Source organism: Clostridioides sp. LIBA-2809 (genome assembly GCF_056688965.1).
This window is the reverse complement of sequence record NZ_CP197004.1, coordinates 4,268,963-4,290,615: the sequence shown is the minus strand read 5'-3', so window position 1 is coordinate 4,290,615 and position 21,653 is coordinate 4,268,963. Positions and strand designations below refer to the sequence as shown.

The 21,653-nt window shown below is 28.4% G+C and carries 23 protein-coding genes and 4 tRNA genes; 24 read left to right on the top strand and 3 right to left on the bottom strand.

Going from position 1 to position 21,653, the window contains the following annotated elements; translation table 11 throughout:
- Positions 1-131: 131 nt before the first annotated feature.
- The 4 genes from noc (at position 132) to ACTG44_RS20225 (ending at position 3,867) form a co-directional block, all read left to right on the top strand.
- On the top strand, positions 132-917 hold the full coding sequence (noc, locus tag ACTG44_RS20240; RefSeq protein ID WP_021386567.1) for a nucleoid occlusion protein: 786 nt from the start codon (positions 132-134) through the stop codon (positions 915-917).
- Between the two features lie 136 nt (positions 918-1,053).
- On the top strand, positions 1,054-1,824 hold the full coding sequence (locus ACTG44_RS20235; RefSeq protein ID WP_479917843.1) for a ParA family protein: 771 nt from the start codon (positions 1,054-1,056) through the stop codon (positions 1,822-1,824).
- 4 nt (positions 1,825-1,828) lie between these two features.
- On the top strand, positions 1,829-2,692 hold the full coding sequence (locus ACTG44_RS20230; protein ID WP_021386586.1) for a ParB/RepB/Spo0J family partition protein: 864 nt from the start codon (positions 1,829-1,831) through the stop codon (positions 2,690-2,692).
- 32 nt (positions 2,693-2,724) lie between these two features.
- Complete coding sequence (locus tag ACTG44_RS20225) at positions 2,725-3,867, top strand: aminotransferase class V-fold PLP-dependent enzyme (protein WP_479917842.1); 1,143 nt, start codon at positions 2,725-2,727, stop codon at positions 3,865-3,867.
- Between the two features lie 99 nt (positions 3,868-3,966).
- On the opposite strand, the gene ACTG44_RS20220 is transcribed toward ACTG44_RS20225, so the two are convergent.
- Positions 3,967-4,542: a GerMN domain-containing protein gene (locus ACTG44_RS20220; protein ID WP_021386629.1), complete on the bottom strand. Its 576-nt coding sequence runs from the start codon at positions 4,540-4,542 to the stop codon at positions 3,967-3,969.
- 259 nt (positions 4,543-4,801) lie between these two features.
- Between ACTG44_RS20220 and rstA the strand changes: the two genes are divergently transcribed.
- The 19 genes from rstA to ACTG44_RS20125 all read left to right on the top strand — a co-directional run bounded on the left by rstA (position 4,802) and on the right by ACTG44_RS20125 (position 17,638).
- Positions 4,802-6,094: a toxin production/motility transcriptional repressor RstA gene (gene rstA, locus ACTG44_RS20215; protein WP_021386565.1), complete on the top strand. Its 1,293-nt coding sequence runs from the start codon at positions 4,802-4,804 to the stop codon at positions 6,092-6,094.
- Positions 6,095-6,197: 103 nt separating this feature from the next.
- Positions 6,198-6,800, top strand: coding sequence for a sulfurtransferase-like selenium metabolism protein YedF (gene yedF / locus ACTG44_RS20210; RefSeq protein ID WP_021386623.1), 603 nt, complete (start codon positions 6,198-6,200; stop codon positions 6,798-6,800).
- Positions 6,801-6,879: 79 nt separating this feature from the next.
- Positions 6,880-7,143, top strand: a complete 264-nt coding sequence (locus tag ACTG44_RS20205) for a putative Se/S carrier protein (RefSeq protein WP_021386600.1) — start codon at positions 6,880-6,882, stop codon at positions 7,141-7,143.
- 14 nt (positions 7,144-7,157) lie between these two features.
- Complete coding sequence (locus ACTG44_RS20200; RefSeq protein WP_021386561.1) at positions 7,158-7,343, top strand: DUF951 domain-containing protein; 186 nt, start codon at positions 7,158-7,160, stop codon at positions 7,341-7,343.
- Positions 7,344-7,445: 102 nt separating this feature from the next.
- Entirely contained in the window at positions 7,446-8,642 is a 1,197-nt protein-coding gene (locus tag ACTG44_RS20195) for an aminotransferase-like domain-containing protein (RefSeq protein ID WP_021386598.1), read from the top strand.
- A gap of 216 nt (positions 8,643-8,858) precedes the next feature.
- On the top strand, positions 8,859-9,137 hold the full coding sequence (gene rpsF / locus ACTG44_RS20190; protein WP_003420522.1) for a 30S ribosomal protein S6: 279 nt from the start codon (positions 8,859-8,861) through the stop codon (positions 9,135-9,137).
- A gap of 37 nt (positions 9,138-9,174) precedes the next feature.
- Positions 9,175-9,609 carry a single-stranded DNA-binding protein gene (locus ACTG44_RS20185; protein ID WP_021386628.1) on the top strand — a complete coding sequence of 145 codons (435 nt, stop codon included), beginning with the start codon at positions 9,175-9,177 and terminating at the stop codon, positions 9,607-9,609.
- An 18-nt stretch (positions 9,610-9,627) separates the two neighbouring features.
- Positions 9,628-9,855, top strand: a complete 228-nt coding sequence (gene rpsR / locus ACTG44_RS20180) for a 30S ribosomal protein S18 (RefSeq protein ID WP_021386573.1) — start codon at positions 9,628-9,630, stop codon at positions 9,853-9,855.
- Between the two features lie 142 nt (positions 9,856-9,997).
- Positions 9,998-10,318, top strand: coding sequence for a MazG-like family protein (locus ACTG44_RS20175; RefSeq protein ID WP_003420530.1), 321 nt, complete (start codon positions 9,998-10,000; stop codon positions 10,316-10,318).
- Between the two features lie 7 nt (positions 10,319-10,325).
- The gene (locus tag ACTG44_RS20170; RefSeq protein ID WP_479921103.1) at positions 10,326-11,282 is read left to right on the top strand and encodes a YybS family protein; all 957 of its coding nucleotides are present in this window, start codon (positions 10,326-10,328) and stop codon (positions 11,280-11,282) included.
- Positions 11,283-11,292: 10 nt separating this feature from the next.
- Positions 11,293-13,287: a DHH family phosphoesterase gene (locus tag ACTG44_RS20165; protein WP_479921102.1), complete on the top strand. Its 1,995-nt coding sequence runs from the start codon at positions 11,293-11,295 to the stop codon at positions 13,285-13,287.
- The gene (gene rplI, locus ACTG44_RS20160; RefSeq protein ID WP_479917841.1) at positions 13,288-13,737 is read left to right on the top strand and encodes a 50S ribosomal protein L9; all 450 of its coding nucleotides are present in this window, start codon (positions 13,288-13,290) and stop codon (positions 13,735-13,737) included.
- Between the two features lie 18 nt (positions 13,738-13,755).
- On the top strand, positions 13,756-15,084 hold the full coding sequence (gene dnaB, locus ACTG44_RS20155) for a replicative DNA helicase (RefSeq protein ID WP_021386564.1): 1,329 nt from the start codon (positions 13,756-13,758) through the stop codon (positions 15,082-15,084).
- A gap of 204 nt (positions 15,085-15,288) precedes the next feature.
- Entirely contained in the window at positions 15,289-15,597 is a 309-nt protein-coding gene (locus ACTG44_RS20150) for a hypothetical protein (RefSeq protein ID WP_479917840.1), read from the top strand.
- An 81-nt stretch (positions 15,598-15,678) separates the two neighbouring features.
- Positions 15,679-16,968, top strand: a complete 1,290-nt coding sequence (locus ACTG44_RS20145) for an adenylosuccinate synthase (RefSeq protein WP_021386596.1) — start codon at positions 15,679-15,681, stop codon at positions 16,966-16,968.
- Positions 16,969-17,294: 326 nt separating this feature from the next.
- A tRNA-Lys gene (locus ACTG44_RS20140) sits at positions 17,295-17,370 on the top strand.
- Positions 17,371-17,376: 6 nt separating this feature from the next.
- Positions 17,377-17,451: transfer RNA gene (locus tag ACTG44_RS20135), tRNA-Glu, on the top strand.
- 4 nt (positions 17,452-17,455) lie between these two features.
- Positions 17,456-17,531: transfer RNA gene (locus ACTG44_RS20130), tRNA-Val, on the top strand.
- 32 nt (positions 17,532-17,563) lie between these two features.
- Positions 17,564-17,638: transfer RNA gene (locus ACTG44_RS20125), tRNA-Thr, on the top strand.
- A 348-nt stretch (positions 17,639-17,986) separates the two neighbouring features.
- Here ACTG44_RS20125 and ACTG44_RS20120 read toward each other — a convergent pair.
- Entirely contained in the window at positions 17,987-18,979 is a 993-nt protein-coding gene (locus ACTG44_RS20120) for an ATP-binding protein (RefSeq protein WP_479917838.1), read from the bottom strand.
- Positions 18,980-18,987: 8 nt separating this feature from the next.
- A complete protein-coding gene (locus tag ACTG44_RS20115) occupies positions 18,988-20,046 on the bottom strand; it encodes a DnaD domain protein (protein ID WP_021386620.1) in 1,059 nt (352 codons plus the stop codon).
- A 124-nt stretch (positions 20,047-20,170) separates the two neighbouring features.
- Here ACTG44_RS20115 and ACTG44_RS20110 point away from each other — a divergent pair, with 124 nt between their 5' ends.
- Complete coding sequence (locus tag ACTG44_RS20110) at positions 20,171-21,634, top strand: M1 family metallopeptidase (RefSeq protein WP_479921101.1); 1,464 nt, start codon at positions 20,171-20,173, stop codon at positions 21,632-21,634.
- Positions 21,635-21,653 lie beyond the last annotated feature (19 nt).

Genomic DNA, 21,653 nt, shown 5'->3' with positions numbered 1-21,653 from the left:
TTCCTGAGAAATAATTAAGCTTACCTTAAACAAAACAAAAATAAAGGAATTATTAAAGTGGATGCAGAAATAAATTTGTATGTACATATAGAGAACAAAAATATTTATATCTAAAATAAGAGAGGTATGTTATGGAAGATAAAAGAGTTATGGAGATACCTATAGAAGATGTAGTTCCAAATCCATACCAACCAAGAAAAATATTTTCACAAGTTTCATTGGAGGAATTGAGTAATTCTATAAAGGTATATGGTATAATTCAACCTATAACAGTTAGAGCAAAAGATGGCAAATATGAATTAATTGCTGGAGAAAGAAGATTAAGAGCGGCTAAATTAGCAGAACTTAAAACTGTACCAGCGATTATAAATAATATGAATGATGAGTCTTCTGCTGTTCTAGCGTTATTAGAAAATTTGCAACGAGAAGACTTAAATTTCATTGAAGAAGCAATTGGTTATGAAAACTTAATAAAAGAACATGCTTTTACTCAACAGCAATTAGCAGAAAAATTGGGCAAAAATCAATCTACTGTAGCAAACAAGCTTAGAATATTAAAGCTTCCAAACAACATAAAAATGAAGTTGATAGAAAATAACTTAACAGAAAGACATGCTAGAGCATTCCTTAAACTACCAAGTGAAGATTTAATGCAAAGTGTACTAGAAAAAGTTATAAAAAATGAATTGACTGTTAAAAAAACAGAGAAATTGATACAAGAGATATTAGAAGAAACTAAAGTTCAAGAAGAGCCTGATAAAAAACAGAATATAAAGGGTGCTATGAGTATAAGAATTTACATAAATACTATAAAGCAGGCCTTTGATGCTATATCAAATACAGGAATTGATGCTAAGTATAATGAAATAGATAAGGGAGATTATATGGAAGTTGTTGTAAAAATCCCTAAAAAATAGAGATTACTGCTTACCAGTAATCTTTTTTTGTAATATAAGCCTTGTAATATAAATTGATTTATAGACATTATTTGTAATTATAAAAACACCTAGTCAACATTTAAAATTAATTCAATTCTTAAAGGGGGGGAACATCATGGGCAAAGTTATAGCTGTATTCAATCAAAAGGGTGGAGTCGGAAAAACTACAACAAATGTAAACTTAAGTGCTAGTTTAGGAACTTTGGGGAAGAAAATATTAGTATTAGATTTGGACCCTCAAGGAAATACAACTAGTGGATATGGTATTAATAAAAACGAAGTGGAAAATACAATCTATGAAATTATGTTAGATGGGTTACATATTAAAGAAGCAATAATAAATACTGAGTTTGAAAATATAGATTTAGTTCCATCAGCTACTGAGCTATCAGGTGCAGAAATAGAACTTACATCTAAAAGTAATAGAGAGTATATTTTAAGAAATTCCATAAGAGCAGTAGCAGATGAATATGATTATATATTTTTGGATTGTCCACCCTCACTTGGGATGCTTACAATAAATTGTCTAACTGCTGTAGATAGTGTTTTAATTCCTATACAATGTGAATATTATGCTTTAGAAGGTGTTAGTCAATTGATGGAGACTATAAAATTAGTAAAATCAAGATTAAATGCAGACATAGAGATTCAAGGTGTTGTTTTAAGTATGTTTGATGGGAGAGCGAATCTATCAATACAAGTAGTTGAAGAAGTCAAAAAATATTTTAAAGGAAGTGTATATACGACCCTAATTCCAAGAAATGTAAGACTTGCAGAAGCTCCAAGTCATGGGAAACCTGTTATTTACTATGATAAAAGGTGTAGGGGGGCTATAGCTTATTTGGAACTAGCAGAAGAATTTATAGATTTAGAAGAGGAGGAATAGTAGTATGGAGAATAAGTCTAAAAGAAGTAACAGATTGGGTAGAGGTCTTAGTGCATTGATACCAGAGATTAAAGGAGAAACTTCAGAAAAAGAGATAGTCAACATAGATATAGACGAAATATATCCAAACGAAGTTCAGCCTAGAAAACAATTTGATGAAGAAAAGATAAAAGTGTTGTCTGATTCTATAAAAAACTATGGTGTATTACAACCAATAGTAGTTAAGAAGGATGAAAATGATAAGTATATGATAATAGCAGGGGAAAGAAGATTTAGAGCATCAAAACTTGCAAATAAAAGTAAAATACCTGCTATAATTAAAGATATAGATATGAAAGATATAATGGAGATAGCTTTAATTGAAAATTTACAGAGAGAAGATTTAAACTCAATAGAAGAGGCTCTAGCATATAAAAGTTTAATAGAGCATTATAATGTAACTCAAGAGGAAATATCAGAAGCTGTTGGTAAAAGTAGACCTCATATAACCAATACACTGAGACTTTTAAATCTTGGACAAGATGTCATAGAAATGATAGATAGTGGTAGAATTACAGCAGGGCATGGTAAGGCATTGTTGAGAATTGTAGATAAGGATTTACAACTACAAATAGCAAAAAAAATAGAGGAAGAAGAGCTTTCTGTAAGAGAAGTCGAAAATATAGCTAAAAAAATATCTGAAAACAAAGAAGAAGTACCAAAAAAATCTAAGCCTAAAGATGTATTTATCTTGGATGTAGAAGATAAACTTAGAAATATCTTTGGAACTAAGGTAAATATTTCCAAAGGAAAGAAAAAAGGCAAAATAGAGATAGAATACTATAATGATGATGATTTAAATAGTATTGTATCAATGCTTCTTGAATAGAACAAAACTATAAAACAGAGAGGAAGATTGTTATGATTTATTTAGATAATGCTGCAACTACATATCCAAAACCAGAAAGAGTGTATGATGCTGTTTTAGATTGCATGAAAAACTACTGTGCAAATCCAGGTAGAGCTGGACATAAACTTGCTATGAGAGCTGCTAGGGAAATATATGATACAAGAGAGAATATAGCTAAGTTGTTTAATGTGAGTAATCCTATGAATATAGTATTTACATCTAACGCTACAGATTCCTTAAATTTAGCAATAAAGGGTGTATTACAAGAGGGAGACCATGTGATAACAACATCTATGGAGCATAATTCAGTAATAAGACCTATAAAAGCATTAGAAAAAAAGGGTGTTGAAAATACTGTAGTAAAATGCGATTATGAGGGATTTTTAGATTATGATGAATTAGAGAAATCAATAAAGAAAAATACTAAATTGATTGTAACAACACATGCATCTAATGTATGTGGTACCTTAATAGATATAAAAAAAGTTGGAGAAATAGCTAAAAAACATAATATACTGTTTTTAGTAGATGCGTCACAAACGGCAGGTGTTTATGACATAGATGTAAATGAATGTAATATAGATATGTTGGCAATGCCAGGTCATAAATGCTTATTTGGACCTCAAGGAACAGGTATATTATATGTAAGAGATGGTTTAAATTTAAATATATTAAAAGAAGGTGGAACAGGTAGTAAATCAGAAGAAATGGTTCAACCAGAATTGTTCCCAGATAAATATGAATCAGGGACTCATAATACCCCTGGAATAGCAGGTCTTAACCAAGGCGTATTATTTATATTTGAAAGAGGAATCAACAATATAAGACAACATGAAGAAGAATTATGTCAATATATGATAGACAAATTAGAGGAAGTGCCAGATATAAAGATATATGGACCAAAAGATAGTAAAAAAAGAGCATCAGTAATAGCTATAAATATAGGAAACATGGATTCTGGAGAGGTTACTTTTTTATTAGATAGTGATTATAATATAGCAACTAGATCAGGAATACATTGTTCTCCACTAGCGCATACTACTTTAGGTACTTTAAAACAAGGTGCAGTAAGATTCAGCATAGGATATTTCAATACAAAGGATGAAATAGATAAAGCAGTAGAAGCTCTAAATAAAATTTCAAAAAACAAGTAGCATATAATAATTAAATAATATAAGAATATAAAAATAGTGTAGATTGTACAATCTACACTATTTTCTTGTAATAGCATGGCTTAAGTATATCTTAAAAAATTACTTTAAGTAATCTCCTTCTTCAAGAACTATATGACCACTTTCATAATTACCACCATCAACAGTAATTTTTATTTGTTCAACATTCATATTTTTTATGTAAGTACGAGCAACTGAATCAAGCATTAAAGTTTCTGCATCACTACCTAAATTTGAATTTGTAAAATCAGAGTTAACATCTAATATACCAGTTTTTACACCATCAATATCTTTTGTAGTAAATGAATTTAGTTTTGAAGATTCTGGAACAACTTTAAGTTTTTGAAGTTCCTCAAATAAAGTATTTTCATCAACTTTATTTAAGTCAATCTTGTTTTCTATTAAATCTGTTTTATCTACATCAAAAGAATAAATAACAGCTGATTGAGTTTTCTTTTCCTCTTTTGGAGTAGATGTAGCTTTTTTATCAGGTGCCTCTTTTTCAGTATTGTTTTCCTCTTTTGGTTGCTCAACATTTGTATTACTCTTAGCTTCTTTTTTAGGTGTATCATTACCAACTTGAGCATTAGTACAACCAATTGCAAATATAGATATAGATAATATACTTAACACTAACATTATTTTCTTATTTTTCATAAAAATTTCTCCTCTCATAAAAACTATTCTTATATATAATTATAGTCGTTATGAGCAAATATATGAATACAAAATAGTAACAAATTTAAAAAATGATTTATTTAAATTAATTAAATTCAAAATAAACTAAATTTTAGTCATTTTTATGGGAAATCATTTAATGTACACAGAAAATATTGTAAAATAAAAGTAGTGTTTTTAAAATAAATATAAGTTATAATTATATTATAAAAAAATGTCTTCAAAAGGTGGGAATAGTATGGAAATTTTGAGCTTAGGAGAAAAGATTAAAAAATTAAGAAAAGAAAAAAACATGACATTAAAAGAATTAGCTGGAGATAGGATAACAGCAGCACAAATAAGCCATATAGAGAGGGATAAATCTCATACTAGCTATGAACTGTTGGAATATCTAGGCGATAAGTTAGATGTAAGTGTAGAGTACTTATTAGAAACCAAAGAAATGCAGTCAAAAAAGATAACTGATAATTTAATACTACAGAGCGAAATATATATAAAAGAAAATGAACTAAACAAGGCTGAGGACCAAATAAAAGAAGTTTTAGATATATGTAAGAGATACGATTTAATGGAGAACTATGGCAGATGTAATTTTTTAATGGCTAATATTAATCTAAAAAAATCTGATTATAATGATGCTATAGAAAACTTTGAAAAGGCATTATACTTCTTTATAAAAAATAGTGATAGTGAAAATATACTTAAGTGCTATTTAAACATAGGAAAAATATACATGCAAGAAGACTTTTATAAAGGTGCTATAAGCCACTTTAATTTTGCAGAGGAAATTTTGTTAGAGAGTAAGTTTGAGGATGTTAACATATACAAGGAACTATACAGTAAGATGGCATATTGCTACATAAAATTAGATAATCCAAATATGTCATTGAAGTACATAGATAAAATAAATGAAATAGATAATAGAAATGATAGAAAAGAAGATGTCGATATTTTGGTGTTAAAAGCAAATAATATGCTTGAAATAGGAAAATATGAAGAATCAAAAGATTATTTTAAAAAAGCGTTAAAGATACTTGAAAATGAAGATAATAAAACTGGATTAGCAAATGTATATTTAACAATTTGTGATGTTTACAGAAAAATAGGTGAGACAGATAGAGTACTTGAATATTCACAAAAGGTATATGATATAAAGAAAAATGATGAAGACGAATACATGATGTCAGGTTTATTTAAGATAATAGAAGCATATATAGATAAAGAAGATTATGATTTAGCTAGAAAATATTGCAAAATAGCTTTAGCTTCATCAATAAAAAATAAAAATAAGTTCAATGAATATAAAGCATTAAAATTCTATTCTAATATGTATAAAAATCAAAATGAAATTACCCTTGCAATTGAGTATTTAATTAAATGTATAAAAATAGTATCAGACTTAGGAAATAGTAGAATATTGGCTAATTTATATATAGATTTAGGTCAATTATATTCAAGTATTTCAAAAGAAAAAGAGTTAGAATATTATCAAAAAGGTGTATTTATGTATAAAAATTTAGAAATAATGTAAAAAAATAAACCTATAAGGCTATAGAAACAATCTATAACAAGCAAGATAACATCTATGATAAAATATAAATTGTATGAATATTTTTAAGGAGATGAATCAAACAATGAGTATAAAAATAGATGCTAGAGGACTTGCTTGTCCTAAACCAGTTATAAACACAAAAAAAGAATTGGATAACATAGAAGAAGGTATTGTAGTTACAACAGTCGACAATGAAACAGCTAAAGAAAATGTATTAAAACTTGCTAAATCTTTAAATTGTGAGGCAAATATTGTTGACGAAAAAGAGAATTTTATATCTATAGAAATTATAAAAGGTCAAAATATCTTAGATAAACAAAATAATGTAGACAAGAAAGAATGTGAACTAGAAGATACATGTGTATTTATATCTTCAGACAAAATGGGACTTGGAAATGATGAATTAGGGAAAGTATTAATAAAAGGATTTATATATACTTTGACAGAATCTAAGCCTTATCCTAAATATGTACTTTTAGTTAATGGAGGAGTAACACTAAGTGCTGAAAATGAAGAAACTATAGAAAATTTAAAAATACTTGAAAATGAAGGCGTAGAAGTCTTATCTTGTGGTACTTGTTTAGACTACTACAATTTAAAAGACAAACTACAAGTAGGTTCAGTTACAAATATGTATACTATAGTTGAAACATTAAAGAATGCATCAAATACTATTTCTATATAATGTATGTTTGTTTAATAATATAAAAACTAATAATAATGATTAACTTAAAGAAAAACAGATAGTCAGAAAGGATTAAGCAATGAATCAGATGTATATAGTGTCATTTAATTCGACACATCATGCAATAAGATCAGAAAAGTTATTTGGTGAAAATGGTCTAAAGGTAATGGCTCTTCCAACACCAAGAGAAATAACAGCAAGTTGTGGAATATCAATTAAATTTTCTTTTGAAGACATGGAAAAGATAAAAACAATTTTAACTGAAAATAATGTAGATATAAAAGGAATTTATTGTATAAGTAAATTAGAAGATGGTTCGAAAGAAGCAGAGAAGCTAGATTAGGAGGCTAATTATTTATGCCAATGGATTTAAAAATAGGAGACATTGTCGAATTAAAAAAACAACATGCATGTGGATGTAAAGAATTCGAAATCATAAGAACTGGAATGGATATAAAGATAAAATGTACTAAGTGTTCAAGGTTAATAATGCTTGATAGAGAGACTTTAGAAAAGAGAGTAAAAAAGCTAATAAAAGAATGACATAAATTTAACATTTAAAAAATGTCAAATACCGTATATTAATATCCAAAATTTTGGTATAATAGAAAATGAAGAAAACATTTTCATGGGGGTGCTTTAATTATGGCAATTAAATATGCAAGAAGAATGGAAGGTTTACAAGGATCTGAAATACGTGAGCTTTTAAAACTTACTCAACAACCACAAATAATATCTTTTGCTGGTGGAATGCCTGCTCCAGAATTATTTCCAGTTGAAGAAATGAAAAAAGTATCAGTTGCAGTGCTTGAAGAAAATGGAAGATCAGCTATGCAATACACTACAACAGAAGGATATGAACCATTAAGAGAGAAAATAGCAGCTAGAATGAATGAGAAAAATCAAACTAATGTAGACAAAGATGATATATTAGTTACAAGTGGTTCTCAACAAGGTCTAGATTTTGCAGGAAAAGTATTTATTGATGAAGGTGATGTAATTTTATGTGAAAGCCCATCTTACATAGGAGCTATAAACGCATTTAAATCTTATCAACCTAAATTCATAGACGTTCCAACTGATTCTAACGGAATGATAATGGAAGAATTAGAAAAAATACTAGAAACAACTGATAGAATAAAAATGATTTACGTAATTCCTGACTTCCAAAATCCAACAGGAAGAACTTGGCCACTTGAAAGACGTAAAAAATTCATGGAAATAGTAAACAAATTTGAAATACCAGTAATAGAAGATAATCCATATGGAGATTTAAGATTTGAAGGAGAATCTTTACCATCTTTAAAATCAATGGATACAAAAGGATTAGTAATATTCTTAGGAACTTTCTCTAAAATATTCTGCCCAGGATACAGATTAGGATGGACTTGTGCTTCTCCAGAAATATTATCTAAATTTAACTTTGCAAAACAAGGTGCAGACTTACAAGCATCAACTATATCTCAAATGGAAGTAAGTAAATTCATGGATATGTATGACTTAGATGCACATGTTGAAAAAATTAAAGCAGTTTATATTAAACGTAGAGATGTAATGCTTAAGACTATGGAAGAAGAATTCCCAGAAGGATTAGTATTTACTCATCCAGAAGGTGGATTATTTACATGGGTAGAGCTTCCAAGTAACTTAAATGCTAAAGAATTAATGCCAAAATGCTTAGAAAAGAATGTTGCTTATGTTGCTGGAGGAGGATTCTTCCCTAATGGTGGTAGAGAAAATACTTTCAGACTTAACTATTCAAATATGCCAGAAGAAAAAATAATAGAAGGTATAAAAAATATAGCATCAGTTTTAAAAGAAGCTATGGGTGTTGAAGCTTAATTAAAAATAATAACTTATATAGATATATTATAGGGGATGGCTATTGCCATCCCTTGTTAATTTAAGAATATATAATTTACCTTATATTAAACTTTGTCCAAAATTTAAATTGACATAAATGAGAATAAATGATAAAATGTGTAGGTATGAGATTTTAGTCTCATTTCTCTGCTCTAAGAGTGTAGAGCCGTTAAGTCCAAAGGGAGGTGAATTATAGTGAGAAATTATGAATTAGTTTATGTGGTAAAGCCAAACTCTGATGAAGAAGTAAGAGAGGCTATACTAAACAAAGTTAAGGAAGTTGTTGCAACTGACGGAGAAATAGTTAAAGTTGATACTTGGGGAACTAAAAAATTAGCTTATCCAATAGCTAAGTTTACAGAAGGTTTTTACGTATTAGTTAACTTTAAATCAGCAGTAGACGTTCCTAAAGAGATAGACAGAAACTTAAAGATAAATGAAAACGTAATAAGACACATGATAGTTGTTGCTTAATAACTGGGTTTTATTATAAAAAATAGGTGGTGTTTTTATGAATCAAGTTGTATTAGTGGGAAGATTAACTAAAGACCCTGAATTAAGATACATCCCAGGTACAGGAACACCAGTGGCATCCTTTACAATAGCCATTGATAGAGACTATGTAAAAAAAGATGGATCTAAAGAAACTGATTTTATACCTGTTGAAGTAATGGGTAAATCTGCTGAATTTTGTGCTAACTACATAACTAAAGGTAGATTAGTTGCATTGCAAGGATCTATAAGAGTAGACAATTATCAGACACAATCAGGTGAAAAGAGAACTTTTACAAAAGTAAGTACTAGATCAGTACAAGCTTTGGATAGTAAGAATAAATCGGAAAATTCATATAGAGAGAGTGCTCCAGCTTTTGAGCCAAGCTTTGAACCTCAAGGTCTAGACCCACAAGGTTTCCAAGCTATAGATGATGACGATATACCATTTTAAAAAGGAGGGAAAAAAGTCATGATGAATAAAAAAAGACGTAAGAAAAAAAGAGTTTGTCAATTCTGTGCTGACAAAAACGCTAAAATAGATTACAAAAGTACTCAGAGATTACAAAAGTATATAACTGAAAGAGGAAAGATATTACCAAGAAGAATATCTGGAACTTGTGCTAAGCATCAAAGAGAATTAACAGTTGCTATAAAAAGATCTAGAAATATAGCACTTTTACCATATACATTAGACTAAAAAAATGAGCCTTGTGCTCATTTTTTATTATAGGTATTTATATATCTAAATGAGGCGAGCTATAAAGCTCGTTTTTTTGTTTATATACTTAAATATATTATTATTTATGATATAATATTATATATTAAGGAGGGTTGTAAACGTGAAAATAGATAAAGGTTCTGAGATAACGAGAAACATAAAGATAATAGAATGGATGAAAACAGAAATATTAATGAGTGTAAGTGATTTGTTTAACTTATTATTTAAAGGGGTAAAACCTTTAGATGAAGCAATTCAAGATACTCTAGCAAATATAATAATGATAACATATCTCTTAGCAAAGAGATTAGGAATTAGTTTTAGAGATGTGGATTATAAAGTCAAAGAAAAAATAAAAATTGGTATAGATGAAGACCATAGCGTTGAAAGATGGTATGGAGATTTATCTAATTTAAAAAAACATATGGACAATAGGGAGTGATATTAAATTGAATAATAAAATTAGACTATCTAAAGCAATGTCTATAATAATTTTAGCTATAATAATCGCTTTAGTGATAGCCTATATTCCAATGCTAGGGATGTTTAGTATATTAGCAGCTGTTCCATATGTAATTATAGGTGCTATTACTGATAGAAAGTATTCTTTTATATCTATTTTGATTACATTTTGTGTACTAATTCTATTTGCAGACATTTCTTATGCATTAAATATATGTATAATGTATTCTTTACCAGGTATAGCAATAGGAAAGATGTTAAAGAGAAGTTTTGAACAAGAAGATAGTAATAAATTTGAACCAATATATGGTGGAACGATAATATTTGTACTTTCAATGCTTGTATATTTCTTTGTATTAAAAACATTTTTAAATGTAAACCTATTAGATGAAGTTTCTAAGATGATAACAGAAATTGTAAATATTCAAAAAAATAGTTTTTCAGCAGCTGAGCTTAAATTATTTGATAAAATGAAGCCAGATGAGATTGTAAGTTATTTTACAAATATGCTACCAATGATGCTATTTTTACAAGGGTTATTATCAGCATTTGTAACATATTATTTAAGTGTATTTTTTATCAAAAGAATTACAAAGATGAATATAAGATTTCCTAAATTTGCAGATTTTTATTTACCAGGAAATGCTATACTCACAACTTTTTTACTTTATTTATTAGTCTTATTTATTCAAATTATTGGTTCAAAACTATATACAGAATTAATAATGACTAATTTACAGCTAGTTTTTAATTTAATGTTTGTAATTCAAGGTATAGCAGTTTGTATCTATTTTTTAAAGAAATGGATAAGACAGGGACCAAATAAAATTATGTTTCTTTCAGGGATAGTTTTATGTTTATTTGGATTTATGGGAATATCTTTTGTTGGTATGGTAGATAGTATAATTGACTTTAGAAAGGTGAGAAGTTATAAATCCACTTAGGAGGATAGAAATGAGTAATAAACAAACCTTTAAATTAAATATGCCAGAAATAAATTTATATATAATTGTTATTGGTATTTCTAGTATAATTTTGCTTTATTACAACTTGTATGTAGGGTGTTTATTTTTCTGTATTTTTGTATATATGGTTTTTCACAATTGGAGAACAACTAATATTAGACGTCATGAATGGACAGAGTATATTCAAAATTTATCTTTAGATATAGATGAGACAACCAAGAAAGCCATAATAAACCTTCCAATACCACTGTGTATCTTAGAATTTGATGGAAATATATCGTGGTACAATGGGAAGTTTTATGATATGATTGGTCAAAAAGATTTACTTGATAAAAATATAGAAGATATAGTTAAAAATCTTAACTTAAGAAAAGTATTAAATGAAAATAAAGAAATGTACACAGAAATAAACTACAAAGAAAAAGAATATACAATAATTTATAATGTTATAAAAAATGATCAAGAAAAAAATCCTAAATATTTGATGATATTATACTGGATAGACAAGACAGAATATTTAAAAGTAAAACAAGATTATGATGATGAAAAAAATGCAATAATGCTAATACAAGTAGATGGATACGATGAAGTATTAAAAAGTGCAGCAGAAGATAAGAGGGCTTTAATTAATGTTGAAGTAGAAAAAATACTTTCTGCTTTGGAATTAAATTCAAATGGTGCATTGAGAAGAACTTCAAAAGATAAATTTTTCTTAGTAATGCATAAAAAAGAGTTGAAAAAATTAGAAACTGAGAAGTTTTCTATTTTAGATACAATAAGACATATTGATTATGGAAATAATCTTCCTGTTACTATAAGTATAGGAATTGGTATAGATGGAGATACATTAAATGAGAACCTAAAACTTGCTACAGGTGCCCTTGACTTAGCACTTGGTAGAGGTGGTGATCAGGCTGTTGTAAAAACAAAAGATAAATTTGTATTTTATGGAGGAAAATCTAAAGCTGTAGAAAAGAAAACCAAAGTAAAGTCCAGATTGATAGGTCACGCTCTAAGAGAAGTTATACAACAAAGTGACCAAGTTTATATAATGGGACATAAATATCCAGATATGGATGCTATGGGAGCGGCAGTTGGAGTTTATGATATATGTAAATCCTGTAACAAAACAGCAAACATAGTTTTACACTCTGTAAATGAATCTATAGAAATATTTATAAATAAAATAAATGAAAATAATTATTATAAGAAACTATTTATTGGAAAAGAAGAAGCTATTGACAACTGTACTAAAAATACGTTAGTCGTGGTAGTTGATACTCATAGACCTAATTATACTGAATGTGAAGAGTTATTAAAGCTATCAGAGAAGATAGTAGTAATAGACCATCATAGAAGAGGTGTAGAATTCATAAATGATGCAGTACTTTTATTCCATGAGATATATGTATCTTCAACCTGTGAAATGGTTACAGAATTAGTTCAATATATGGATGAAGATGTAACAATAAATAAACTCACAGCTGAAGGACTTTTAGCAGGAATAAGTCTAGATACTAAAAACTTTGCGTTTAAAACAGGTGTTAGGACTTTTGAAGCAGCTTCTTATCTTAGAAAAGTTGGAGCAGATACTATTGAGGTTAAAAAGTTTTTCAATTCTGATGTAAAAGACTTCATAATAAAAGCTGAAATAATTCAAAGTACTAAAATAATTAATAATAGGATATGTTTAGCATATTCAAGTACAGAAATAGATAGTATAAATGTTATAATAGCTCAAACTGCTGATGAGTTATTAAACATAAAAGAAGTAGAAGCTTCCTTTGTATTAGGTGAAAAAGATGATACTATATTTATAAGTGCAAGGTCCTTAGGACAGATAAATGTACATGTGCTTATGGAGAAATTAGGAGGCGGGGGACATATAGATATAGCTGGAGCACAGTTAAAAGATGTTTCTCTAAAAGAAGCTTATAAGATGGTAAATAAAATAATAGAGGAGTATTTGGAGGAGGAAGAATAGATGAAAGTTATATTATTAAAAGATGTAAAAGGGACTGGTAAAAAAGGGGAAATGAAAGAAGTAAGTGATGGATATGCAAGAAATTTCTTATTTCCTAAAAAGATGGCTGTGCAAGCAGATAATGTAGCAATAAAAGAATTAAATGAAAAGAATAAGTCTAAAGAAATAAAAGCACAAAAAGAATATGAAGAAGCTGTTTTATTAGGTAAACAAATGGAAGAAATTAATATAGAAATATATTCAAAAGCAGGAGAAGGTGGAAGACTTTTTGGTTCAATAACTGCTAAAGAGATTGCTGAGCAATTAAAGAAACAAAAAGATATAGATGTAGATAAAAGAAAAATATTATTAGATGAGCCAATAAGAGCCCTAGGTTCAACTTTTGTAGAAATAAAAATACATCAAAAAGTAACTACTAAAATAAGAGTAGATGTAAAAGAAAAACAGTAATAACTAGAGGTGATAAAGATGGAAGATATGACGAGAATTCCTCCTCATAGTGTAGAATCGGAACAATCAATATTGGGTTCTATACTTCTAGATAAAGATGCTATAATAACAGTCACAGAAACTATAAAGCCTGATGATTTCTATAAAGAGGCTCACAAAATAATATATGAATGTATGATAACTTTAAGTAATAAAGGTGAGCCTATAGACTTGATAACATTAACAGAAGAACTAAGAAAACAAGGGCATCTTAATGATATTGGAGGAATCAGTTATATTACAAGTCTTTCTACTATAGTACCGACGACTTCAAACGTAAAATACTATGCTGATATAGTAAAAGAGAAGTCTGTGCTTAGAAAGCTTATAAAAGCTTCTAATGAAATAATAAATCTAGGATATAGTGGAGCAACTAAAATTGAAGATGTTTTAGAACAAGCTGAAAAGAGTATATTTGATATATCACAGGAGAAAACTAGTGATGATTTTAAATCTATAAACTTAGTTTTAATGGATGCCTATGATATGATAGAAAAGTTATACACTAATAAGAGTGATGTGACTGGTATAACTACTGGTTTTAAAGATTTAAACAAAAAAATAAATGGTCTTCAAAGGACCGATTTAATATTAATTGCGGCTAGACCAGCAATGGGTAAAACTGCCTTTTCTTTAAACTTAGTGCAAAATGCAGCCCTAAAAGGTGATGCTTCTGTAGCTGTGTTCAGTTTAGAGATGTCTAAAGAACAATTAGTACAACGTATGCTATCTTCACAGTCTAGTGTAGAATTAAAAAAAATAAAGACTGGAACACTTAATGATAATGACTGGCCTAGAATTATAGATGCTATGGCGGTGTTATCAGATGCGAAAATACACATAGATGATACTCCTGGTATAAAAATATCAGAATTAAGGTCAAAGTGCAGGAAGTTGAAAATAGAAAAAGGTCTGGACTTAGTGCTTATTGATTATCTTCAACTTATGGAAGGTGAAGGCAATAATGAAAGTAGACAGCAGGAGATATCTAAAATATCAAGGTCACTAAAGGTCTTAGCTAAAGAATTAAACTGTCCTGTTGTAGCATTATCTCAGTTATCACGTGCACCAGAACAAAGAGCAGATCATAGACCTATGTTATCTGACTTAAGAGAATCTGGAGCAATAGAGCAGGATGCAGATATAGTTATGTTCTTATATAGAGATGAATATTATCATGCTGATTCTGAGAGTAAAAATATAGGAGAAGTAATAATAGCAAAAAATAGACATGGTGAAACTGGTTCTGTAGAACTAGTTTGGCTTGGTGAAGTTCAAAGATTTGGGGATAAGTTGAGAGACCTATAATCTAACGAATATCCACAGAACATCCTTTCTTTCTACAGGAAAAATGTGGATACCTGTCACTAAATATGTCTAAACATTGAAATTTAGCTAAAAAATTATCCACAGTATCCACAGGTGCTCTGTTGATAAGTGTGAATAAGTAGATAAAGCAAGCTTTTGGCTTGCTTTATCTGTGTATAAATGTTAATTATTAGGAGGAATAATATGGAAAAAATAAGCTTAAAGTGTATATATCCCAATATAATTAAAGTACTTGATGAAATAAACTTATTTAGAATAATTGATAATAACCTAAAAGAATCGATTGTTGTTTATGCTAGTATTGTGGATAGTCAGTATTATATAAATATGACTAATACAAACTTTGGAAATATAATTAACATATGTAAGTTAGAAAAACTTTTAGATGTGGATAAATTTATGGAAAAAGTTATAAAATATGAAAAAGAAATTATAGAGAAAGATGAATTTTCAAAAATAGAAAAGTATTTGTTAAATATTGGAGAACGCTAAAAAAGTTGAAAAAAATACGAATGTTTGATAGAATAAATAAGTAAAGCGTTCGAGAGTATATAAAATATAGAGGTGAATTACATGAAAACAGTTGCAATTGTTGGTTCTCAATGGGGAGATGAAGGTAAAGGTAAAGTTATAGATTATCTTGCTACTCAAGCAGATGTAGTAGTGAGAGGACAAGGTGGAAATAATGCAGGGCATACATTAGTTGTGGAAGGTAAGAAGTATGCATTACATTTAATTCCATCAGGAGTATTAAATCCAAAAACAGTAAATATAATAGGAAATGGTATAGTATTTGACCCTAAAGGATTTTTAGAAGAATTGGAAATGTTTAAAGCGGATAATATAAGTACAGAAAATATAAAAATAAGTGATAGAGCCCATGTCATATTCCCATATCATAAAGAGCTAGATGCATTGTCAGAAGAAGCCAGAGGCGATTTAAAGATAGGTACAACAAAAAAAGGTATTGGACCTTGTTATATGGATAAAACAGAGAGATCTGGAATAAGAATATGTGATTTAATGGATAAAGATAAATTTGCTATAAAGTTAAAAGCTCAGATAGATGCTAAAAATGAAATAGTTAAAAATATATATGGAAAAGAAGAATTATTTGATTTTGAAACTATATATAATGAATATATAGGATATGCAGAACAGATAAGAAAATATGTTGCAGATACGTCAGTTATTGTATATGATGCGGTAAGAGCAGGTAAAAAAGTATTATTTGAAGGAGCACAAGGAACTTTATTAGATTTAGATTTAGGAACATATCCATTTGTTACATCGTCTCATCCAACATCTGGTGGATTTGCAATTGGTGCAGGTATAGGGCCAAATATGATAAAAGATGTTGTTGGTATAGTAAAAGCATATACTACAAGAGTTGGAGAGGGACCATTTGTTACAGAACAAATAAATGAAACTGGTGATAAAATAAGAGAACAAGGTCATGAATTTGGAGTAACTACTGGTAGACCAAGAAGATGTGGATGGTTTGATGCAGTTATAGTTAAGTATGCAGCTAGGGTTAATGGTTTAACTAGTATCTCATTTATGTTACTAGATGTTTTAACTGGATTTGATAAGATAAAAGTTTGTACATCTTACAAAATGGGCGATAAAATAATAACAGATTTCCCAGCATCATTAGATGATTTAGCAAAATGTGAACCTATATATGAAGAATTAGACGGATGGAATGAAGATATAACTCAAGTAGATAATTTTGATAATCTTCCAGAAAATGCAAAGAAATATATAGCTAAAATAGAAGAGTTGGTCGGAGTGAGTGTAGACATGGTTTCTGTTGGGCCTAATAGAGCTCAAACAATAATAAGAAAAAATATATTTGCTTAATATTTTATTAAACAATTTAAGTTATGAATAATAAGGAAAGAGTATCTCAAGGTAATGATTATAGTTATTAGAGATACTCTTTTGTGTTAGATTTGTATTAAATTTTTATTCAGTTAAAATTATTTATGTATATTCTATGTGTAATTAAAGTTGAATTTCTGTATTCTAATTACATATTTTATTTAAAATACTTGTTGAAAATAGGTAGTTCAAGAGGATTTTAATTATATGCTAAAAAAAATAAAAAAACTATTGACTAAAAATTGTACAGCAGTTATAATATAACTTGTGAGTGAAAGAAACGACGAAAAAAGTCGAAAAAATGTGGTCTATTAGCTCAGTCGGTAGAGCACCTGACTTTTAATCAGGGTGTCCCGCGTTCGAGTCGCGGATAGATCACCAAATTATGGCTCGTTGGTCAAGAGGTTAAGACACCGCCCTTTCACGGCGGTAACAGGGGTTCAATTCCCCTACGAGTCACCAGTATGGGACTATAGCTCAGCTGGGAGAGCACCTGCCTTACAAGCAGGGGGTCACAGGTTCGAGCCCTGTTAGTCCCACCATTTTTGAATTAGAGATGAATACTAGATTATATGCTGGTGTGGCTCAACGGTAGAGCAGCTGACTTGTAATCAGCAGGTTGTAGGTTCGATTCCTATCACCAGCTCCACAAAGTACATAAATTCAAATTAATATAATTTTCTATGTTACAGGATACTTTTAAGTATCTTTTTTTGATTGAAAAATTAAATTTAATTACAATAAAGTATTAAGTTATTTGTAATGATATAATTTTAAGATTAAAATTTAGAATCTTTTTAGAATAGTATTATATAATCTGATAAGTTTACAATATTGATAAATTACAAGTAATATAAAGAATTAGATGTATTAAAAATACTTTAGAAGTGTACTTATAGCAGAGAGATTAGTTTCTTTAGTATAAGTTTTAAACAGAGAAGCAAGTTTGTTCTTACCTCTCTATTTAAAAATAAAAAAATGTTTTTTAAGGGCTATTTTATTTAAATCTTTCCCATCTCAAATCATCACCAGTAAATTCTAAAATCCTAAATTTGTCTAAAATTCTAGAAAGAGTTCTTTGAGTATAAGTGTTTCCTATTTGGGATGGTGTTAAGTTGGTTGAGATAATAATTTTTTTACCAGTAACTAGTCTTGTGTTTACAATGTTGAAGATTTCTCCACTAGTAAAAGAGTTATTAAGTTCAGTACCAAGGTCATCTATTATTAATAAATCACAATCAAACAAGTTTTTATAATTATCTTCACTTATCTGATTATTTGTGTCTCTTCTAAATTTATAGTCTTCAAGAATATCTAATATTCTAAAAGAAGTTTGATAGATTACAACATTTCCTTTGTCCAATAATTCCTTTGCAATACAATTGCACATATATGTTTTTCCCAGTCCAGTAGAACCATAAAACAGTAAATTTTCATCATTATCTTTCTTGAAATCATGAACAAAATTTTCGCAGATACTTAAATTATTTAGCATATTTTCTCTAGGAGATATTTCTCCATTAGAACCTTTCTTAGGAGAAAATATATTCAAGTTAAAATTCGAAAAATTTTCCTGACTTAAAATCCTATCTAAATTAGACATTTTATAAGCTTCATTTACAATTTCTTGTTTAAGACAAGAGCATTTTTCACCATTAGGTAAAAAACCTTTGTCTTTACAAGAAGCACATTGAAACTTTATTTCTAGATAATCAAGAGGTATGTTATTTTCAACTAAAAGTTCTTCTTTCTTTACCTTTAAAGATTCTATAGTATCTTTAGATTTATTCACAATTTCATCTTTAGACTTAGGATTTAAAAGTACTGTTCTAGCTAAGCTAAGGCCTATTTTAGAAATCTCATCATCTATAGATTTTATTTCCGGAATTCTATTATATACCTCATTTTTTCTATTTTCTAATAAGAGTTCGTTATTATCTCTTTTCTTATCGTATTTAGCAAGTATTTTTCTTATTTTATCTTCATTCATTTAATCACCTACTTAAACTTTTCTTTTTGACTTTTTTTAATAATCTCATCGAGTTCATCAGAGGTATACTGAGTGAATGTTTCGTTGAAATTATGAAACTTAGTTTTCTTGTAAGTATTGTTGTTTTGAGTAGTATTAATCTGCTTCTTATTAATATTCTCCTTAACTATACGTTCTTCCTCTTTTTGCTTTAAATCATTTAAATTTTTTATATTTTTTTCATTCCAATTTTTAACTATACCATTTATATAAGATATACTTGGGTTTGAAATATTTTTAGACTTAGAACAGGCATTTATTATCAAGTCCATATCCATATCAAATTTATCAAACCAACTGTCCATAAGTTCTTTTTCTGACTTTGATGGTTGTCTTGAAAATCCTAACTCATTGAAAATGGTTTTATATAAAATATATCTCTCACTTCTAACTAAAAAGCTGTCTTCAACATCTTTTGGTGTATATAAATTTGAATCATACCAATTCCTGATAATACCCTCAATGTATTTAACTGGTTTTGATGTACCTGTTTTATCTTTGACGTATTCATAAGCACAAAGTATCATATCAGGGCTCATATTGTATTTATTCATTATATCCATAATACTTATTTTTTCACTTGGGTCGAGATATCTGCCAACTATTTTATTTATGGAATTGAACATTTTTCTAATACTTGGATTTTCAGAAGTAGATACAACTTGATCTGTATTAGATTTTATAGATGAATTATTACCTAATATATTCTCAATATAGAAATTTTTTAAATCTAAAAATTCTATTGAATAATTAAAACTATCAAATTCTCCATTGTCATGTATTTTTATAATCTTCTTTTCCTCCCAAAATTTCCAAGCAGATAACACATCAGACAAAGGTATATTTAGGTTTTTGGCTATTGAATTATTGTCGAACTTAGGATTAGAAGTAATATCACATGCTTGTCTATAACCCAAAAGATAAACTTTTACGTATAACCCGTCCGCCATTGGCATAAATATATCTATAAAGATATTGGGAATAGTGATTTCACCTAAATCTATTTCATTGCTTTCTTTGAAAAACATTTTATCACCTCAGATTAAATTATATCATTTTTTATATTATATTTGTCTGTAAACAAATAAAAGGTCACAAGATTAGCATGTAAATATTTTCTAGCAATATTCATTTTGAAAGGGAGGAGATATTTTGGTTATAAAATTCAACCAAAAAGTAAGAAGAACATTATCAGTAGCAATTCTATTTGTGGTATTAATAATAGGTTGCTTTATAGAAAAGGATGACAGTCTAGAAACGTACAAAGAAAAAAACAATTCTAAGATAAATCAATATAATATGGATGTTATATTTGATGATGAAACTAAGAGGCTAATGTGTAATCAGAATGTTGAGTACATAAATAATACAAAATCAAATATGGATAAAGTATATTTTCATATATATCCAAATGCTTTTTCCAAAAAAGATTTTGCTCCTTTTGAAAAAGAGGAAATGACAAGAGCTTATCCTAATGGATTTAATGAAGGATACATAGATATAAAGAATGTATTAAATAAGAATAGTAAAATGGAGTATAAAATTAAAGGGGATAAAAATGATATATTAGAAATAGAATTAGGAAAAGAATTGAAACCAAATGAAAAAATACCATTAGACATAAAATATAATGTAAAAATGCCAAATTCAGTTGGAAGATTTGGATATGGAGAAAATACTATAAATGTTACTAATTGGTTTCCTATAGCTTGTGTTAATGATGAAAGAGGATGGAATTTAAAGAGTTATGAAACAATTGGGGACCCGTTTTATAGTGAAACTAGCGATTTTCATGTGAAACTATTGATTCCAAATAAATATAAAATTGCTCATACAGGAAAACTTATAAATGACAAACATGACAATAAAAAGATGTTATATGAAATAGAAGCTGAAAATGTTAGAGACTTTGCATTTATATTAAGTAGTAAATTTGATGTAAATAAAGTGGATTCAAAAGGAGTAGCTATTAGTACATACAATTTAAATAAAAAACTTTCTAAAAAAGCAACTGAAGTTGCAAAAGACTCAATAGATATATTTAGTGAATTATTTGGCAAATATCCATACAAAGAATACTCTGTTGTAGCAAGTGATTTTTTTATAGGTGGGATGGAATATCCTATGCTTGTTATGATAGACCAAAGTTTATATAATGAAAAAAATGAATTTCTACTTGAATATGTTATTGCTCATGAGACAGCACATCAATGGTGGTATTCTGCTGTTGGAAATGATGAAATAAGTGAACCTTGGTTGGATGAAGCACTTACTGAATATTCTACAATAGTGTATTTTGAACAGAAATATGGTAAAGAAATGGCAAATAAACTTCTAAAGACTATGGAAATACAGACAAAGAGTTATTTGAGTGAGAATATATTTAAGCCAACAAATGAGTATAAAAATTCTACTGAATACAGCTTGAATGTTTACACAAAAGGGGCAATAGCTTTTAATGAAATAAGAAAAGAAGTTGGCGATAAAGTATTCTTTGAGACTTTAAATGAATACTTTAATAAATATAAACATAAAAATGCTAATGGAAGAGCTTTTGTAGAGCTATGGAGTAGTAAAGGGGTAGATATAAATAAGATTATAAGTGAATACAAGTAAATTCTGTACAGGGAATGTT